This window comes from Amycolatopsis sp. NPDC003865, assembly GCF_053605345.1.
Genome location: NZ_JBSGJA010000009.1, coordinates 14,072 through 29,618, shown reverse-complemented (window position 1 = coordinate 29,618; position 15,547 = coordinate 14,072). Strand labels below are relative to the sequence as shown.

Annotated in this window: 14 protein-coding genes; 4 read left to right on the top strand and 10 right to left on the bottom strand. The window is 72.1% G+C overall.

Going from position 1 to position 15,547, the window contains the following annotated elements:
• Positions 1–43 precede the first annotated feature (43 nt).
• The 3 genes from ACWEVP_RS21750 (at position 44) to ACWEVP_RS21740 (ending at position 4,663) form a co-directional block, all read left to right on the top strand.
• Positions 44–1,111, top strand: coding sequence for a hypothetical protein (locus tag ACWEVP_RS21750; protein WP_452064384.1), 1,068 nt, complete (start codon positions 44–46; stop codon positions 1,109–1,111).
• A gap of 119 nt (positions 1,112–1,230) precedes the next feature.
• The gene (locus ACWEVP_RS21745) at positions 1,231–1,830 is read left to right on the top strand and encodes an Rv1733c family protein (protein ID WP_452064383.1); all 600 of its coding nucleotides are present in this window, start codon (positions 1,231–1,233) and stop codon (positions 1,828–1,830) included.
• Between the two features lie 58 nt (positions 1,831–1,888).
• Positions 1,889–4,663, top strand: coding sequence for a transcriptional regulator (locus ACWEVP_RS21740; RefSeq protein ID WP_452064382.1), 2,775 nt, complete (start codon positions 1,889–1,891; stop codon positions 4,661–4,663).
• On the opposite strand, the gene ACWEVP_RS21735 is transcribed toward ACWEVP_RS21740, so the two are convergent.
• The 10 genes from ACWEVP_RS21735 to ACWEVP_RS21690 all read right to left on the bottom strand — a co-directional run bounded on the left by ACWEVP_RS21735 (position 4,664) and on the right by ACWEVP_RS21690 (position 13,914).
• On the bottom strand, positions 4,664–4,918 hold the full coding sequence (locus ACWEVP_RS21735; RefSeq protein ID WP_086675002.1) for a Smr/MutS family protein: 255 nt from the start codon (positions 4,916–4,918) through the stop codon (positions 4,664–4,666). It lies immediately after the preceding gene.
• Positions 4,915–5,976 carry an MBL fold metallo-hydrolase gene (locus ACWEVP_RS21730; RefSeq protein WP_452064381.1) on the bottom strand — a complete coding sequence of 354 codons (1,062 nt, stop codon included), beginning with the start codon at positions 5,974–5,976 and terminating at the stop codon, positions 4,915–4,917. Before ACWEVP_RS21730 ends, ACWEVP_RS21735 begins: the two co-directional genes overlap by 4 nt.
• 9 nt (positions 5,977–5,985) lie before the next feature.
• On the bottom strand, positions 5,986–7,002 hold the full coding sequence (locus ACWEVP_RS21725; RefSeq protein WP_452064380.1) for a fatty acid desaturase family protein: 1,017 nt from the start codon (positions 7,000–7,002) through the stop codon (positions 5,986–5,988).
• Between the two features lie 97 nt (positions 7,003–7,099).
• Entirely contained in the window at positions 7,100–8,062 is a 963-nt protein-coding gene (locus ACWEVP_RS21720; protein ID WP_452064379.1) for a pentapeptide repeat-containing protein, read from the bottom strand.
• A gap of 202 nt (positions 8,063–8,264) precedes the next feature.
• Positions 8,265–10,622 (bottom strand): ATP-binding cassette domain-containing protein, encoded by a 2,358-nt coding sequence (locus ACWEVP_RS21715; protein WP_452064378.1) that lies wholly within the window; start codon positions 10,620–10,622, stop codon positions 8,265–8,267.
• Positions 10,619–10,867: an AraC family transcriptional regulator gene (locus tag ACWEVP_RS21710; RefSeq protein ID WP_452064377.1), complete on the bottom strand. Its 249-nt coding sequence runs from the start codon at positions 10,865–10,867 to the stop codon at positions 10,619–10,621. The genes ACWEVP_RS21715 and ACWEVP_RS21710 overlap by 4 nt, the downstream gene beginning before the upstream one ends.
• Positions 10,852–12,045 (bottom strand): MFS transporter, encoded by a 1,194-nt coding sequence (locus ACWEVP_RS21705; protein ID WP_452064376.1) that lies wholly within the window; start codon positions 12,043–12,045, stop codon positions 10,852–10,854. The genes ACWEVP_RS21710 and ACWEVP_RS21705 overlap by 16 nt, the downstream gene beginning before the upstream one ends.
• Before the next feature lie 47 nt (positions 12,046–12,092).
• Positions 12,093–12,503 carry a VOC family protein gene (locus ACWEVP_RS21700; protein ID WP_372668327.1) on the bottom strand — a complete coding sequence of 137 codons (411 nt, stop codon included), beginning with the start codon at positions 12,501–12,503 and terminating at the stop codon, positions 12,093–12,095.
• A 10-nt stretch (positions 12,504–12,513) separates the two neighbouring features.
• Entirely contained in the window at positions 12,514–12,957 is a 444-nt protein-coding gene (locus ACWEVP_RS21695; RefSeq protein WP_452064375.1) for a helix-turn-helix transcriptional regulator, read from the bottom strand.
• A 72-nt stretch (positions 12,958–13,029) separates the two neighbouring features.
• Complete coding sequence (locus tag ACWEVP_RS21690; protein WP_452064374.1) at positions 13,030–13,914, bottom strand: LysR family transcriptional regulator; 885 nt, start codon at positions 13,912–13,914, stop codon at positions 13,030–13,032.
• A gap of 114 nt (positions 13,915–14,028) precedes the next feature.
• Here ACWEVP_RS21690 and ACWEVP_RS21685 point away from each other — a divergent pair, with 114 nt between their 5' ends.
• Positions 14,029–15,342, top strand: a complete 1,314-nt coding sequence (locus tag ACWEVP_RS21685) for an MFS transporter (protein ID WP_452064682.1) — start codon at positions 14,029–14,031, stop codon at positions 15,340–15,342.
• The last annotated feature ends 205 nt before the right edge of the window (positions 15,343–15,547 follow it).

Genomic DNA, 15,547 nt, shown 5'->3' with positions numbered 1-15,547 from the left:
CGGGGGGCGACTCACCGGGAGTCGTCGCCCGAGGAGGACCTCCGTGCAGCTGTCCGGTTTCCCGGCCGCCGAGGTGGAGTTCGACCGGGCCGGCGAGCTCGCCGGCGACCGCGGCGCGGCCGTGCGGGCGCTCGCGGCCGATCCGGCGGTCACCGACCTCGTCGTCCTGACGCACGGCTGGAACGACGATCCCCTGGTCGCGCGGCTGCTCTATTCGGCGCTGGCGGGGTCGCTGCGCGCGGTTTCGGGCGACCTGCCGGGCCGGCGGATCGCGTTCGCCTGCGTGCTGTGGCCCTCGCGCAAGCTCGCCGAGGCCGGCCTGACCGAGCGGCTGGACCTGCTGCGGGAGCTGGTGCCCGAGCACCGGCTCACCATCGACGCCGCGGCCGACCTCGTGCCGGCGCTGACCGCCCGCGCGACCGCGCGCACGGCGTTCGCCGCCGCGCTGCTCTCGGCGGCCGCCCGCGGCGCGGACGACCCCGAAGACGCGTCGACGCAGCTGTTCACGCTCCCCGGCGGCACGGTGATGGACCGGCTCGGCGCCGACGCGGCCGGGCAGCTGCTGGATTTCCTCGCCTACTACGAGCTGAAGGCCCGCGCGGGCGAAGTCGGTGTCCGCGGTCTCGCGCCGCTGCTGGCCGGCTTGGCCGGGCCGAAGGTCCACCTCGTCGGCCACAGCTTCGGCGCCCGGCTCGTCACGGCGGCCGCGAACGAGCGCCCGGCCGGGTCCCTGGCCACGCTGACCCTGCTGCAGGCGGCGTTCTCGCACCACGGCTTCGCCGGATCGTTCCGCCGGGTCGTGGCCGAGGGGGTCGTGACCGGGCCGATCCTCGTCACGCACTCCGCGCACGACCTCGAGGTCGGGACCGCGTTCGCGATCGCCTCGCGGATCGCCGGCGCCGCGGCCGGCTGCTACGGCGCGATCGGCCGCAGCGGCGCGCAGCGGACCGCGGAGGCCGTCGCGGCGGAGTTGTTGCCGGTGAGCGGGACCTACCGGTGGCGGCCGGGAGTCCCGCACAACTTGCTGGCGGACCGGTTCGTCCGCGGCCACACCGACGTCTGCGGGCGCGAGATCGCTCACGCGCTGTGGTCGGCGATCGCGGCGAGTTGACGCGACCGGGTGGTTGTGCAGGGTTTCACAGGTGGGCCGCGTCCCAATCACGAGAGTAAGTCGAACTCTCGCGGGCACACTGTTACCCAGTTGAAGTTTTTCTGGGAGGAGTGCCGCGCATGCGAGGGCCCAGCGGACGGATCGCCCGGTTCCGGCGCCGGTTGCACCCCGGCCGCAACCCGCTGACCAGGCTCGGCGACCGCGTCGAGGCCGCCCTGCTGGTGCTGGTCTTCGCCGGGGCGCTGCTGGCGCTGCCGTTCGCGGCGGCGTTCGGCTCCGAGACCTACGCCGCGCAGACCGCCCGCGCCGCGCAGGAACGCACCACCCGCCACCCGGCGACGGCGGTGTCCCTCGCCGCGGCGCCCAGCCAGGCCTACAGCACCGACGGCGCGGGTGCGCCGGCCGACCAGACGACGGTCCAGGCGGCCTGGTTCGACGCCCGCGGAGCCCGCCACACCGGCGACGTGCTGGCCGACGCGGGCAGCCCGGCCGGCACTCGCGTATCGGTGTGGCTGGACCAGCGCGGCGAGCTGACGAACGAGCCGCTCTCGCCGTCGACGTCGGTGGCCGACGGCATCTTCGCGGCGATCCTGCTGTGGGTGGCGATCACCGGGTCATTGGCCGGCATGTACGGCATCGGCCGGTTCGCGGTGAGCCGCGTCCACGCGTCGGCGTGGGACCGCGCCTGGGCCCAAGCCCGGCACGACAGCCGGTTCTGACCACGAATTCCTTCGTTTCGCCCGGCCAGTACGGTCCGCTTCGCTAGCATTCCGCTCTGTGACCGCTTCGCCGCAGACCAGTCCCGGTTCCGGGCGCGCCCTCGTGGAGCCGACTGGTGAGGTCGCCGATTGGCTCGCGGAAGAACTGCGGAACCTGGCGGGCGAGCAGTTCGACAAGCTCGAGCCCGACCTGCGCCGGGACCGTCCGGGAACCGACCTCGGCGAGGTTCGCCGCGACGTGGTCACCAGGGTGGTCGAAGACCGGTCCGCGCTGCGCAACGAGACCAGAGCCCAGAGCGATGCGGTCGATCACGCCGAGCAGACCCTGGCGGTGCACCGGGAGTCACCCGTTCCGCCGGCCGGTCCGCCGGATGTCCGGGACAAGCGGGCGCACGCGGCGCTCGGCGCCACCCTGTGGATCGGGGTGATCTCCCCGCTGGTCTTCTGGCAGCTGCTCCAGACGCCGTTGAGCTCCACCGGCCACTTCTGGGTGTCGGCGGCCGTGGTGGTGGCCGGCCTCGCCACCCTCTTCCGCCCGGCTCCCGTGGCCGTGGCCTGGGCGGGCCGCAGGCTCACCGGGGAACCGGCCGGATACGGCGCGAGCTGGCCGTTCATCACCGTCTTCCTCGCGGTGTTCCTGCTGTCGCTCTGGCGGCTCTGGACGCCGTCCATCGAAGCGTTGGGCCCGGTCTTCGCCGCCGTGATCTGGGGCGTCGCGGCCGTCCTGGCCATGGCGGCGGCTTTTCTCGCCTTCGGGCTCGCCATCGGGCCCGCCAAAGCGGAAGAGGCACGGGGTGGCCGCATCCCCGATTCGGTGTTCGGCCGGGAACTCGGGGTCGCCGTCGTCGCGATCACCCTCTCGGCCCTGGTGCTGACCGGGGTCGTGCCGGTATCGGGGCCGGACTGGGTGACCTGGCTGGCCGCGGACCTGCTGTCCCTGGTGGTCCTCGTCCTCGGCGGTCCGCTGCTGCTCGGCCCGCGGGTGCCCCGGTGGTTGTCCGGGGACGTCACCCGCAAGTTCAGCCGGGGGTGGAAACGGCGGCTCGGCGAGCTGGAGCAGCGGCGCGACGACCTCGTCGCGGACTGGCGGAAGGAAGCCGTCGGGCCCGTGCTGCAGCGGGTCGTCTTCCACACCAACGCCGTGCACGACCCGCCGTTCAGCACGACGTTGCCGAGCTACGCCCCCGGTGCGCTCGGCCACATGCGCGCGGAAAAGCCGGTCGCCCGCAAGACCGCGGCCGGCAAGAAGCTCGAGATGACGCTGGCCGGCATCAGCGGGGGTGCGATCGGCGTGGCCGGCCCCCGGGGTTCCGGGAAGTCCACGTGGCTCGAGGTCTTCCGGCAGGGCAAGCTGCTCGCCGAAGAGAACTCCAAGCACATCGCGCTGCTCGAAAGCGTGCCGGTGCGCTACGACATGCGCGAGTTCGTCCTGCACCTGTACGCGGGACTGTGCGAAGCGGTCATCGAGTTCTGCGATCGAGCAGGGGTGACGACCGCCGAACCGCCCGGCTCCCGGGACGTCTGGCGCACCCGGTTCCACCGGTGGTGGCCGTTCGCCGCGATCGTCGTCGCCTGGCTCGTCCTGGGACTGGCGGGCTCCCTGTCGTTGCGCGACCCGAAGGCCGACGTCAGGGCGTGGCTCACGTCGCTCTGGTGGCCCGTGGTGTCCCTGGTCGCGGCGGGCGCGGCACTCGCCGTGGCTTTGCGCGGCCGGCCGGGCGTCGCCGCGGGACCTCCCGCGAGCCCGTCCGGGGAATCCCGGCACGACGCGGATCCGCGCACCCTGCCCGAGCTGCGGCGCGAAGCGGCCGAGCAGCTCGACGAGATCAGGTTCCAGCAGAAGCACACCTCGGGCTGGTCCGGGAAGCTCGGCGTGCTCGCCGGCGCGGAGCTCGGCCTCAGCGGTTCCCGGGAGCGGACCCGCCAGCCCCGGAGCTACCCGGAGATCGTCCGCGAATTCGGCGCGTTCCTCAAAGCGACGGTCGAGTGCGTGCGGAAGGAGCCCGATGTCGCCACCCCGTCCGTGGTGATCATCCTGGACGAGCTCGACAAGATCGCTTCCCCGGAGGACGCCCAGGACTTCGTCAACGAGATCAAGTCGCTGGTGGACGTCGGCGTCCAGGGATTTCTGCTGCTCGTGTCGGTTTCGGAGGACGCCCTCGCGTCCTTCGAACGACGGGGACTCCCGGTCCGGAACGCGTTCGACAGCACGTTCGACGTCATCTTGCGGCTCGAGTACCTGACCCTCGGGGAAGCGAAGGAGATGCTGAGCAGCCGTGTCCTCGGCCTCCCGGATCCCTTCACCTGTCTTGCCCACTGCCTGTCGGGCGGCCTGCCCCGGGAACTGATCCGGACAGCCAGGGAAATGATCCGCGAAAGCGGTTCCCTCCCCGAGGTCTCGGGCCGGATGGTCGGCGGTGACCTGCGGAACAAGCTGGGCGCGTTGCGCACAGTGGTGGCGCACGGCGCGTACGACGACGTCATCGTGAGCGACCTGGTCCGGCACGTCGACGCCCACGCGGTCGCCGATCCGGCCGTGCTGCTGCGCGCGGTGCGGCAGCCACCGATCACCGTCGGCGCCGAGCTGGTCCCGCTGTACCGGCTGCAGCTGGAGACCCTCGGGTACCTCTACTACCTCGCGACCGTCCTCGAAGTCTTCGGCGCCGGCTTCAGCCCGGCCGACTTCGAGCGCGGCCGCGAGGAGGGCGACGGGTCGTTCGACACTCTCAGCTCGGTGCGTCAGCTCTTCGCCGTCAACGCCCGGCTCGCCTGGCTGACCGTGAGCGCCTTCCGTGAGGCGTGGGGCTTCGAGACCGTCCCACCGCCCGGCTGATCACTTCCAGCGGAAGTGCACGAACACCCGGCCGAAGTTGTCCTTGTCCTTTTCGACGCGGTGGTAGAGCGCCTTGACGTCCTTGCGCTCGAGGAACCGCAGCACGTGCTTCTTCAGCTGACCCGACCCCTTGCCGGGGATGATCTCGACCAGCGGCGCCTTCTTGGCGACGGCCTCGTCGATGATCGCCTTGAGCGCCCGGTCGATCTCGCCGCCGCGGTTGTAGATGTCGTGGAGGTCGAGCTTCAGCTTCACAGCGCCTGCCACCAGCCGTCGACCGCCGGGGGAGCGCCCGCGTCGATGCGCTCGCCCGGGCGGGGGATGGCCAGCGGCAGGTCCGCCGCCTTCGCCTCGCGCCACACGCGGTCCGCCGGCTCGCCCCACGGGTGCATCGCCAGCTGGAACGTCGCCCAGTGGACCGGGACCAGCAGCTTCGTCCGGACGTCGATCCCCGCCGCGACGCCTTCCTCCGGCGTCATGTGGATGTCCGGCCAGTGCGGGGCGTAGGCGCCGATCTGGATCAGGGCCGCGTCGAACGGGCCGTGCGCTTCGCCGGTCGCGGCGAACCCGTCGAAATAGCCGGTGTCACCGCTGTAGAACACGCGGTGCTCCGGGCCCAGCAGCGCCCACGACGTCCACAGCGTGTCGTCGTTGGTGATGCCGCGGCCGGAGAAGTGCTGGGCCGGGGTCGCCACGAACCGGACACCCGCGACCGTCGCTTCTTCGTGCCAGTCGAGCTCGATGATCCGGCCGGCCGGGACGTGCCAGCGTTCCAGGTGCGCGCCCACCCCGAGCGGGACCAGGAACGGCGCTTCCGACGACGTCACCAGCTCGCGGACCGTCGCCAGGTCCAGGTGGTCGTAGTGGTCGTGCGAGATCACGATCGCGTCGACCCGGCCGACGCCCGACAACGGGACCGGCGGCTCGTGCAGCCGCCGGGGGCCGGCGAACGCCGCGGGGGACACGCGGTCGCTCCACACCGGGTCGAGCAGGATGCGGGCGCCGTCCAGCTCGACCAGCGCCGACGCGTGGCCGTACCAGGTCAGGTGCAGGCCGTCGGCCGCCTCGACCGGCGCCGCCGCGACCAGCGGCACCGCCCCGGCGGGTTTGCGCAGCTCGCGGTGCTCGCCGAAGAACATCTCCCGGAAGATCGTCCGCATCGACGCCGCGGTCATCGGAAGCCGCGGCGCGGCGTTGCGGAACACCTTGCCGTCGAACTGCGGCGACGAGCGGACCCGCTCGGCTCGCGCGCCGGTGGCCTTCGCGCCGAACGCCGCCGGCAAGTCCTTCAGGGCCGCGATCGTCTTCCTCATGCCCCGAGTCTACGAACGGTTCCTGAGAGGTGCCCCAGCTTCATGCAGGTGGGTGAGGGCCTGCCGGTAGGACTCGACGAGGCTCGTCTGCAGGTAGGGGATCCCCAGCTCGGCGCAGTAGGCCTGGACGATCGGCTGCGCCCGCCGCAGGTGCGGCGACGGCATGCTCGGGAACAGGTGGTGCTCGATCTGGTAGTTGAGGCCGCCGAGGGCCACGTCGGTGACGACGCCGCCGCGCACGTTGCGGGAGGTGAGGACCTGCTTGCGGAGGAAGTCGAGCTCGGGGCGCCCGGTCAGCGTCGGCATGCCCTTGTGGTTGGGCGCGAAGATCGATCCCATGTAGACACCCCAGAGTCCCTGGTGGACGGCGAAGAACAGCAACGCCAGGCCGGGGGAGAGGAGGGTGAACAACGCCGTGAGGTAGACGGTGAAGTGCACGGCGAGCAGCGCGGCTTCGACGCCGCGGCGGCGCAGGCCCGGCTTGCGCACCGCGCGGATCGCGGACCAGTGCAGGTTCAGGCCTTCGAGCGTCAGCAGCGGGAAGAACAGGAAGGCCTGGTACCGCCCGACGAACCGGGCGACGCCGCTCGCATTGCGGGCCTGGTCCTTCGACCACACGAGGATGTCGGGATCGACGTCCGGGTCGAGCTCCTCGTGGTTCGGGTTGGCGTGGTGGCGGGTGTGCTTGTCCATCCACCAGCCGTAGCTCATCCCGATGCCGAGGTTGCCGGCGAGCATCCCGGCGATCTCGGTGGGCCGCCGGCGGCGGAAGACCTGCTTGTGCGCGAGGTCGTGCGAGAGCAGGGCGATCTGCGCGAACATGACGGCCTGGAACGCGGCGACGGCCAGCTGCCACCACGAGTTCCCGAGCAGCGCGAAGGCGACCCAGCCGGCGGCGAACAGCCCGCCGACGACGGCGAACCGGACGGTGTAGTAGCCGGGCCGGCGCACCATCAGGCCGGCGGCGGAGATGCGGTGGCTCAGCCGGGCGAAGTCGCTGCCGGTGCTGATCTCTGTGGTGGTCACCCACCCGAGTCTTCGCGGTAGGGGGCCCGCCCGGAACCCGGACGGCACCAGGGAATTTGCGGGGGCCCGCCCTACCGCGGACTCTGGTATGGGCGGGTCACATCCACACGATGCGGCCGTCGCGGAACTCCATCCCGTCCGGGAGCCGGGCGCCCGTGAAGTCGGCGCGCGCGAGTTTCGCGTCGGTGAGGTTGGCACGATCGAGGTTCGCGTGCGCGAGGTTCGCATCCGTCAAGTCGGCGCCGTCGAGATCGGCGCCGGTGAGATCGGCGTGGGAAAGGTCAGCCTCGACAAGTGACGCGCCGACGAGATCGGCGTGGTCCAAGGAAGCGCGAGTCAAGGTGGCGCCGTCCAAGCGCGCGGCACTGAGGTCTGCGAAGTCGAGATCGATTCCGGGTACGTGAGCGCCGGTCAGGTCGACGATTCCGGTCCAGACCCTCCCCCTCCCGCGCAACAGGAGGTTGATGTGATCGCCCAGGATGCGTTGTGCGGTCAGTCGTACCTGCGCCTCCTGGAGTTCGCTTTCGCGCCGATCCGGTGCTTCCGGGGCCTCGTCCGGCGCGGGCCCGCCGTGCGGCATCCGCAGGTAGGCGCAGATCACGTTCAGCACCGTCTCGTCCTGGTCGGGGTGGTTGTCGGCGAGCCTGGCGAGCGCGTACAGGCCCGCGAGCCGGACGGCGGCGTTGCCGGAACCGAGCTGGTCGGCCGCTTTGGTGTAGAGCTCCGTGACGCGCTTTTCGGTGGCGTCGAGGATCGTGTCCGCCGCCGTGTGCTCCTGGTGGATCTGGCGCCGGACCGCGAGGAGCAGCGCGAAGATGCCCGCCGTTCCGGCGCCGACGCCCAAGCCGGTCTTGATAGCGTCGACCCGGGCGGCTCCGCGGTCCACGGCGTGGTCGGCCTCCGCGAGCAGCCATCCGGTCGCGCCGGTCACGGCGATGAGGACGATCGCGGCCGCCAGCACGACGACCCACCAGCTCAGCCCGATCGGGCGGGGTCGCGCCCGCCACCCGCCCGTCCGCACCATCCGGGCGGCGCCCAAGACCGCGAAGGCGAAGGCCACGGCGAAAAACGCCAGCGCCGGGAGGTGGGCTCCCACCCACCGTCCCGACGCGGGCCAGTCGACGCCGTTCGCCCACCCGGACAGCAGGGCGACGCCCAGGAGCGCCGCCACGAGGGCCGCGGCCAGCGGCCGGAGTCCGCGGCGTACCGTCTGCCACATCGAGGTCAGCACGTGAACCCCATCGTCGGCGCACCCCGATCCGCTACCCGACGTACTCCGCGAGGTGCTCGCCGGTCAGCGTCTTCTTGCGTGCCTTCACCAGCTGGGCCGGTGTCCCCTCGAACACCACCCGGCCGCCGTCGTGGCCCGCTCCCGGGCCCAGGTCGATGATCCAGTCCGCGTGGGCCATCACCGCCTGGTGGTGCTCGATCACGATCACCGACTTGCCCGACTCCACCAGCCGGTCCAGCAGGCCCAGCAGCTGCTCCACGTCGGCCAGGTGCAGGCCCGCCGTCGGCTCGTCGAGGACGTACACCCCGCCCTTCTCCGCCATGTGCGTCGCCAGCTTGATCCGCTGCCGCTCGCCGCCCGACAGCGTCGTGAGCGGCTGGCCGAGCGTCAGGTAGCCCAGGCCGACGTCGGACAGGTGCGTCAGGATCTTGTGCGCCGCCGGCACTGCCGCGTCACCGGACGAGAAGAACGTGAGCGCCGAAGCCACCGACATCCCCAGCACCTCGCTGATGTCGCGGCCGCCGAAGGTGTACTCCAGGACCTCCGCGTTGAACCGCTTGCCCTCGCACACCTCGCACGGCGTCGCCGTGCCGGCCATGATCCCCAGGTCGGTGTAGATCACGCCGGCGCCGTTGCAGTTCGGGCACGCGCCCTCGGAGTTCGCGCTGAACAGCGCCGGCTTGACGCCGTTGGCCTTGGCGAACGCCTTGCGGATCGGCTCCAGCAACCCGGTGTACGTCGCCGGGTTGCTGCGGCGCGAACCGCGGATCCCGGTCTGGTCCACCGTCACCACGCCCTCGCCGCCGGACACCGAGCCGTGGATCAGCGAGCTCTTGCCCGACCCCGCCACCCCGGTCACCACCACCAGCACGCCGAGCGGGATGTCGACGTCGACGTCCTGCAGGTTGTGCGTCGAAGCCCCGCGCACCTCGAGGAAGCCCGACGGCGAGCGGACGGACGACTTCAGCGACGCGCGGTCGTCGAGGTGCCGCCCGGTCAGCGTCCTGCTCTTGCGCAGACCGGCCACCGTGCCCTCGAAGACGATTTCGCCGCCTTCGGTGCCGGCGCGCGGCCCGAGGTCGACGACGTGGTCGGCGATCGCGATCGCCTCCGGCTTGTGCTCGACGACCAGCACCGTGTTGCCCTTGTCCCGCAGCTGCAGCAGCAGGTCGTTCATGCGCCGGATGTCGTGCGGGTGCAGGCCGATCGTCGGCTCGTCGAACACGTAGGTGACGTCGGTGAGCGACGAGCCCAGGTGCCGGATCATCTTGGTGCGCTGGGCCTCCCCGCCCGAGAGCGTCCCGGATGGACGGTCGAGGGAAAGGTAGCCGAGGCCGATCTCGACGAACGAGTCCAGCGTGTGCTTCAGCGCGTCCAGCAGCGGCGCGACCGACGGCTCGGCCAGCTTCCCCACCCACGCGGCGAGGTCGCTGATCTGCATCGCGCACGCGTCGGCGATGCTGATCCCGTCGATCTTCGACGACCGGGCTTCGGGCGACAGGCGCGTGCCGTCGCAGTCCGGGCAGGTCTGGAACGTCACCGCCCGCTCGACGAACGCGCGGATGTGCGGCTGCATCGAGTCGACGTCCTTGGACAGGAAGGACTTCTGGATCGCCGGCACCAGCCCCGAGTAGGTCAGGTTGATGCCCTCGACCTTGATCTTGGTCGGTTCCTTGTACACCAGGTCGTTGAACTGCTTCTTGGTGTACTTCTTGATCGGCTTGTCCGGGTCGAAGAAGCCGGAGCCGCGGAAGATGCGGCCGTACCAGCCCTCCATGCTGTAGCCGGGGATGGTGATCGCGCCCTCGTTGAGCGACTTGTTCTCGTCGAACAGGGCGGTCAGGTCGATGTCGTTGACCTTGCCGCGGCCCTCGCAGCGCGGGCACATGCCGCCGGTGATGCTGAAGCTGCGCCGCTCCTTGATCTGCCGCCCGGCCTTCTCGATGGTGACCGCGCCCGCGCCGCTGATCGAGGCGACGTTGAACGAAAACGCCTGCGGCGAACCGATGTGCGGCTGCCCGAGCCTGCTGAAGAGGATGCGCAGCATCGCGTTCGCGTCCGTGGCCGTGCCGACCGTCGAGTGCGGGTTGGCGCCCATCCGCTCCTGGTCGACGATGATCGCGGTGGTGATCCCGTCGAGGACGTCGACGTCGGGCCGGGCCAGCGTCGGCATGAACCCCTGCACGAACGTGCTGTAGGTCTCGTTGATCAGCCGCTGCGACTCCGCGGCGATCGTGGCGAACACCAGCGAGCTCTTGCCGGAGCCGGAAACCCCGGTGAACACCGTCAGCCGTCTTTTCGGCAGTTCGACGTGGACGTCCTTGAGGTTGTTCACGCGCGCGCCGTGGACGCGGATCAGGTCGTGGCTGTCGGCGACGTGCTTGGTCATCGGGTCTCCAGCGCTCGTTCGGAGGTGAGGGTGCGGACGGCGTGAGCGGACCGCTGGTAGTCGTGCGGGGTCGCGCCGTAGGCCCGCCGGAACCGGTCGACGAACTGCGCGGTGGTCAGGCCGGTGTCGCGGGCGAGCGCTTCGAGGTCGAAGGCCGCTTCGCGGCCGATGCGGTCGCGGACGCGGCGCAGCAGCACCAGTTCGCGGAAGTGCTCGCGCGCGGCGGCGGTCAGGCCGAGACACATGTCGGTTCCCCTTTCGACGTGCGGTCGAGCACCGCCCGGGCCGCGATCGGGAGCAGCAGCAGGGTCAGCACGCCGGACAGCACGAGCCCGCCGGTGTTGCCGGCCAGTTCGATGAGCGGGCCGCCGAGGGCCAGGCCCAGGGGCGCGGCCACGGTGGCGCCGGTCGTCCACAGCGTGACGACTTGTTGTTGTTCGCCCGGGGCCAGCCCGGACTGCAGGAAGCTGTAGGCGACCGGCGTGAACGGCGCGTACACCAGGCCGCCCAGGCCGAAGACGACCAGCGCGAGCGTGAGGTCGCCGGTGACCGCGAGCCCGATCGGGCACAGCGCCCACAGGCCGATGATCGCGACCAGCAGCGGCCGCTGCGGCAGGTTCCGCAGCTGGTTGACCAGCGCGGCACCGAGGAACGCGCCGACCCCGAGCGCGCCCCACAGCAACCCCAGGCCGGACGCGCCGGCGTGCAGCGTCCCGCTCACGTACAGCGGGAGCGCCACCTCGATGGGCATGTAGAGGAAGTTGAAGAAGAACTCGACGACCAGCAGCCGCGCGGCCACCGGGCGGCGCCGCAGGATCCGCCAGCCGGACGTCTTCGGCTCGCGCAGGGCGTCCCGGTCCCCGCCCGCGCGAGGGACGAAGAGGAGGGTGGCCGCCAGCAGGACCAGCGCGCCGGCCGCGTCGAAGAAGAGCGCGTACCCCGCGCCCGCCGTCGCCACGACCAGCCCGCCCAGCACCGGCCCGGCGATGTAGAGCGCGAACGTGGTGTTCAGGCCGAGCAGGCCGTTGACGGAGAACCGCCCGGCTTCGCCCGCCGCCGACGTCGCCAGGAGGCGGCGGCTGCTCGACCCGGCCAGCTTGCCCGTCGCGCCGAAGAGCAGGCCGATGATCAGGACGGGCAGCGTGAGCCGCCCGGTGACGGCCAGGACGCCGAGCGCGGCGAAGGTGAGCGACCGCAGCACGCAGTCGGCGACCAGCAGGGCGCGCGGCGGGACGCGCACCCGCCCCAGCCCGATGGCCAGCGCGAGGACGGTCGACAGCACGAACGGCGCGGCCTCCACCAGCCCGATCGCGATCGCCTTCGGGACGCTCCCGTGTAGGGACAGCGTCTGCACGGGCATCGCGACGATGATCATGCCGGTGCCGACTCCTGCCAGCAGGTCCCCCAGCAGCAGCCCGGCCACGCGCCGGTCGGCGAGGACCTGGCGGTAGGAGCGGGCCGCGACCTCGGTCAGCGGAGTTCCTGGATGCGCAGGAGGTTCCCGGCGGGGTCGCGGAAGGAGCAGTCGCGGACGCCATAGGGCTGCTCGACCGGCTCCTGGACGACCTCGGCGTTGCCCGCTTCGAGCTTCGCGAAGAGGGCGTCGAGGTCCTTGGTGGCGAGGTTGATGCCGGCGTAGGTGCCCTTGGCCATCATTTCGTTGATGGTGCGGCGCTCGTCGTCGGTGAGGCCGGGCGTCGCGGTCGCCGGCGCCAGCACGATCGCGGTGTCGGGCTGGTTCGGCGGACCCACGGTGATCCACGCCAGGTCGCCGTACTTGACGTTCATCCGGACCTCGAAGCCGAGCAGGTCGCGGTAGAAGGCGAGGGAGGCTTCCGGGTCGGTGTGCGGGAGGAAGCTCGAGTGAATGGTGACGTCCATGGTCGTCACCCTAGGTGGCCGCCGAGGGCCGCGCTTCTCGATTCCTGATCGGTCTGGTGACCTGTTTGGCCACGCACGGCGGCATGCCGACGGTGGCCGCGGCCTGCTCTTCGCGGTAGACGCTCGGCGGCACGCCGACCAGCTCGGCGAACCGGGTGCTGAAGGTGCCCAGCGACGAGAAGCCGACGGTGAAGCAGACTTCGGTGACGCTCAGCTCGCCCTTGCGCAGCAGCGCCATCGCGCGTTCGATCCGCCGCGTCATGAGGTACGAATACGGTGACTCTCCGTAGGCTTTCCGGAACTGGCGGCTGAGGTGCCCGGCGGACATGCCGGCGCCCTTGGCGAGCGCCTCGACGTCGAGCGGCTGGGCGTACTCCCGGTCGATCCGGTCCTTGACGCGGCGCAGCAGCGCGAGGTCGCGCAGGTACTGCTCGGCGGGGGACGTGCTGCTCACGGACCGATCGTGCCACACCGGACGGCCACCGCGGCACGCTTCGGCAAGAGCGCCCCCATTGGGGCGCTGGGGTCAGCGGAGCGCGTCGCGGAGCGTGTCGCGCAGCCAGCGCTGGGCCGGGTCCGCGTCGAGGCGGGCGTGCCAGAACAGGCCCACCTCCACCTCCGGCAGCTCCGCCGGGATCGGGAACCGGCGCAGTCCCAGCGCCGGGCCGTGCTGCTCGGCCAGGCGCTCCGGGACCAGCCCGACGTGCGCGCTCGACGCCACCAGCAGCAACGCCAGCGCCGACGTCGGGACCACCGCCGCCACGTGCCGCTGCAGGCCCGCCGCCGCCAAGACCTCGTCCAGTGGCCCGCGGGCCCGGCCGCGGCGGGAGGCCGACACGTGCGGGTGGCGGCACAGCTGCGCCAGTGTGGGACGGCGGCCCAGCGGGCTGTCCGCGCGGACGATGCCGACCAGCCGCTCGCGGTACAGCACCGCCGTCCTGATGTCCGGTGCCGGGACCTCGCCCGCGCCGATGTCGAGGTCGATCGAGCCGTCGCGCAGCGCCTCCGTGCTTTCGGTGCCCTCCGCGACGAACCGCAGCGTGACGCCCGGGGCGGCCGCCGCCGTGGCCTCGACCGCCGCCGTCGCCAGGGTCGCCGCCACGCCGTCGTTGATGCGGATCGTGAACGTGCGCTCGAGACCGGCGACCGAGAAGTCCACGTTGACCAGGGACGCCGCCTCCTCCAGCAGCGACCGCACCCGTGGTGCCGTGCGGAGCGCGAACGGTGTCGGCGCCATCCCGCGCCCGGCGCGCACCAGGATCGGGTCGCCCATCGCCCGCCGCAGCCGGCCCAGCGCGCGGCTCGCCGCCGGGATGGACAGGTGGAGGCGCTCGGCCGCCGCCGTCACGCTCCCTTCCCGCAGCAGGGCGTCGAACACCCGCAGCAGGTTCAGGTCCAGCTGGTCCGCCATGGTTGCAGCGTACGCAAACCACCTTTGCCGAAGTTGCGTGGCACGACACGGCCCCCGATTTCTACCGTCGGTCCCATGCACCTCAAGCAACGAACCGGCGGCCTGCTGACGCTGATGTGCGCCTGCGTCGCCCTCGTCGTCGGCATGGTCGCGGCGGTCAACCTCGCCGTCCCGATGCTCGCCGCGAGCGGGCTGCACCCGTCGGCGGCCACGCTGGTCTGGATCGTCGACACCTACGTCATCGTGTTCGCCTGCCTGGTCATCCCCGGCGGCGCCGCGGGCGACCGCTACGGCCGCAAGGGCGTGCTGCTGGCCGGGCTCGGGCTGTTCGCCGCCGGCGCGCTGCTGTCGGCGCTGGCCCCGGACGCCGTCGTCCTGCTCGCCGGCCGCGCGCTCACCGGCGTCGGGGCCGCCGCGGTGCTGCCCAACTCGCTCGCCGTCCTCCTGCACGCCGTGCCGCCGGAGAAGAAGGCCGCGACCGTCGCCACCTGGGCGTCGATGACCGGCATCGGCGGCGTCCTCGGCAACGTCGGCGGCGGGCTGGTCCTGACGTCCGGGTCGTGGCGCTGGCTGTTCGCCGCCGCCGTGCCGATCGCGCTGGCCGGAGCCGCGCTGGTGGCGCGGGTCGCCCCGGTGTCGTCGCGCCACGACCGCCGGCTCGACCCCGTCGCCGCGCTGCTGCTCGTCGGCGCCTCGGTGGCCCTGCTCGTGGGGATCGTCCAGGGGCCGGAGGCGGGGTGGGGGAGCGCGGTCGTCGTGACCGGGTTCGGCGGTGCCGCCGTGCTGTTCACGGCCTGGACGCTCCGTGAACTGAAGGCCGGGCACCCGCTGCTGGACCCGCGGCTGTTCCGGATCCCGGGCCTGCGCAGTGCCTGCCTCGGCCTGACGACGGTGTTCTTCGGCATGTTCGCGCTGTTCTACGTCAACGCGTCGTTCCTGCAGTACGCCAAGGGGTTCAGCGTGCTGGGCACCGGGCTCGGCATCGTCCCGCTGACCGTTCCGATCATCCTCGGCGGCCGCCACACCGGCGGGCTGACCCGGCGGATCGGCCTGGACGCCACGGTCGCGCTCGCCTTCGCGTTCGTCGGCGGCGGCCTGCTCGGACTGTCCACAAGCGACGCTCAAACGCCGTACGCGGTCTACGCGGCGTGGCTGGTGGTGACCGGCATCGGCGTGACGCTCGCCTTGCCGACGCTGTCGGGCGTCATCACCGGTTCGCTGCCGCCCGAGCAGGCCGGCGTCGGCACCGGGCTGCAGGCCACCACCCGCGAGTTCGGCAGCGCGCTCGGCGTCGCCGTCATCGGCACGGTCATGTCCGCGACGAGCCGCGGATCCGACGCCGTCACGGCGTTCGTCGCGGGCGCGGACACCGGGCTGCGCGTGGCCGGCGCGGCGGTCCTGGTGCTCGGCGCGCTGGTCGTGGCGTAGTCCCGGCGGCGGACGAGGTGAAGGCCGCCTCGAGGGCTCCCGTTTCCCTCGAGACGGCCTTCGCCGGTGCAACCCCGAACCCGACTTTCGCCCGTACCGGCCTTTCCCGGCGGCATACCCTTCCCCCGGGAAGGGCCGGTACGGACGTGCACGCCGTGGCGGCGGACCGCCGCGGCGCTCGACCCCGGGCCCCCGCCCGGTGCGC

Bases quoted from the DNA above. Each gene is read 5' to 3' on its own strand.
- ACWEVP_RS21745 (WP_452064383.1), top strand. From the start codon at position 1,231: ATGCGAGGGCCCAGCGGACGGATCGCCCGGTTCCGGCGCCGGTTGCAC.
- ACWEVP_RS21730 (WP_452064381.1), bottom strand. From the start codon at position 5,976: ATGAGGAAGACGATCGCGGCCCTGAAGGACTTGCCGGCGGCGTTCGGC.
- ACWEVP_RS21715 (WP_452064378.1), bottom strand. From the start codon at position 10,622: ATGACCAAGCACGTCGCCGACAGCCACGACCTGATCCGCGTCCACGGC.
- ACWEVP_RS21710 (WP_452064377.1), bottom strand. From the start codon at position 10,867: ATGTGTCTCGGCCTGACCGCCGCCGCGCGCGAGCACTTCCGCGAACTG.
- ACWEVP_RS21700 (WP_372668327.1), bottom strand. From the start codon at position 12,503: ATGGACGTCACCATTCACTCGAGCTTCCTCCCGCACACCGACCCGGAA.
- ACWEVP_RS21690 (WP_452064374.1), bottom strand. From the start codon at position 13,914: ATGGCGGACCAGCTGGACCTGAACCTGCTGCGGGTGTTCGACGCCCTG.
- ACWEVP_RS21685 (WP_452064682.1), top strand. From the start codon at position 14,029: ATGTGCGCCTGCGTCGCCCTCGTCGTCGGCATGGTCGCGGCGGTCAAC.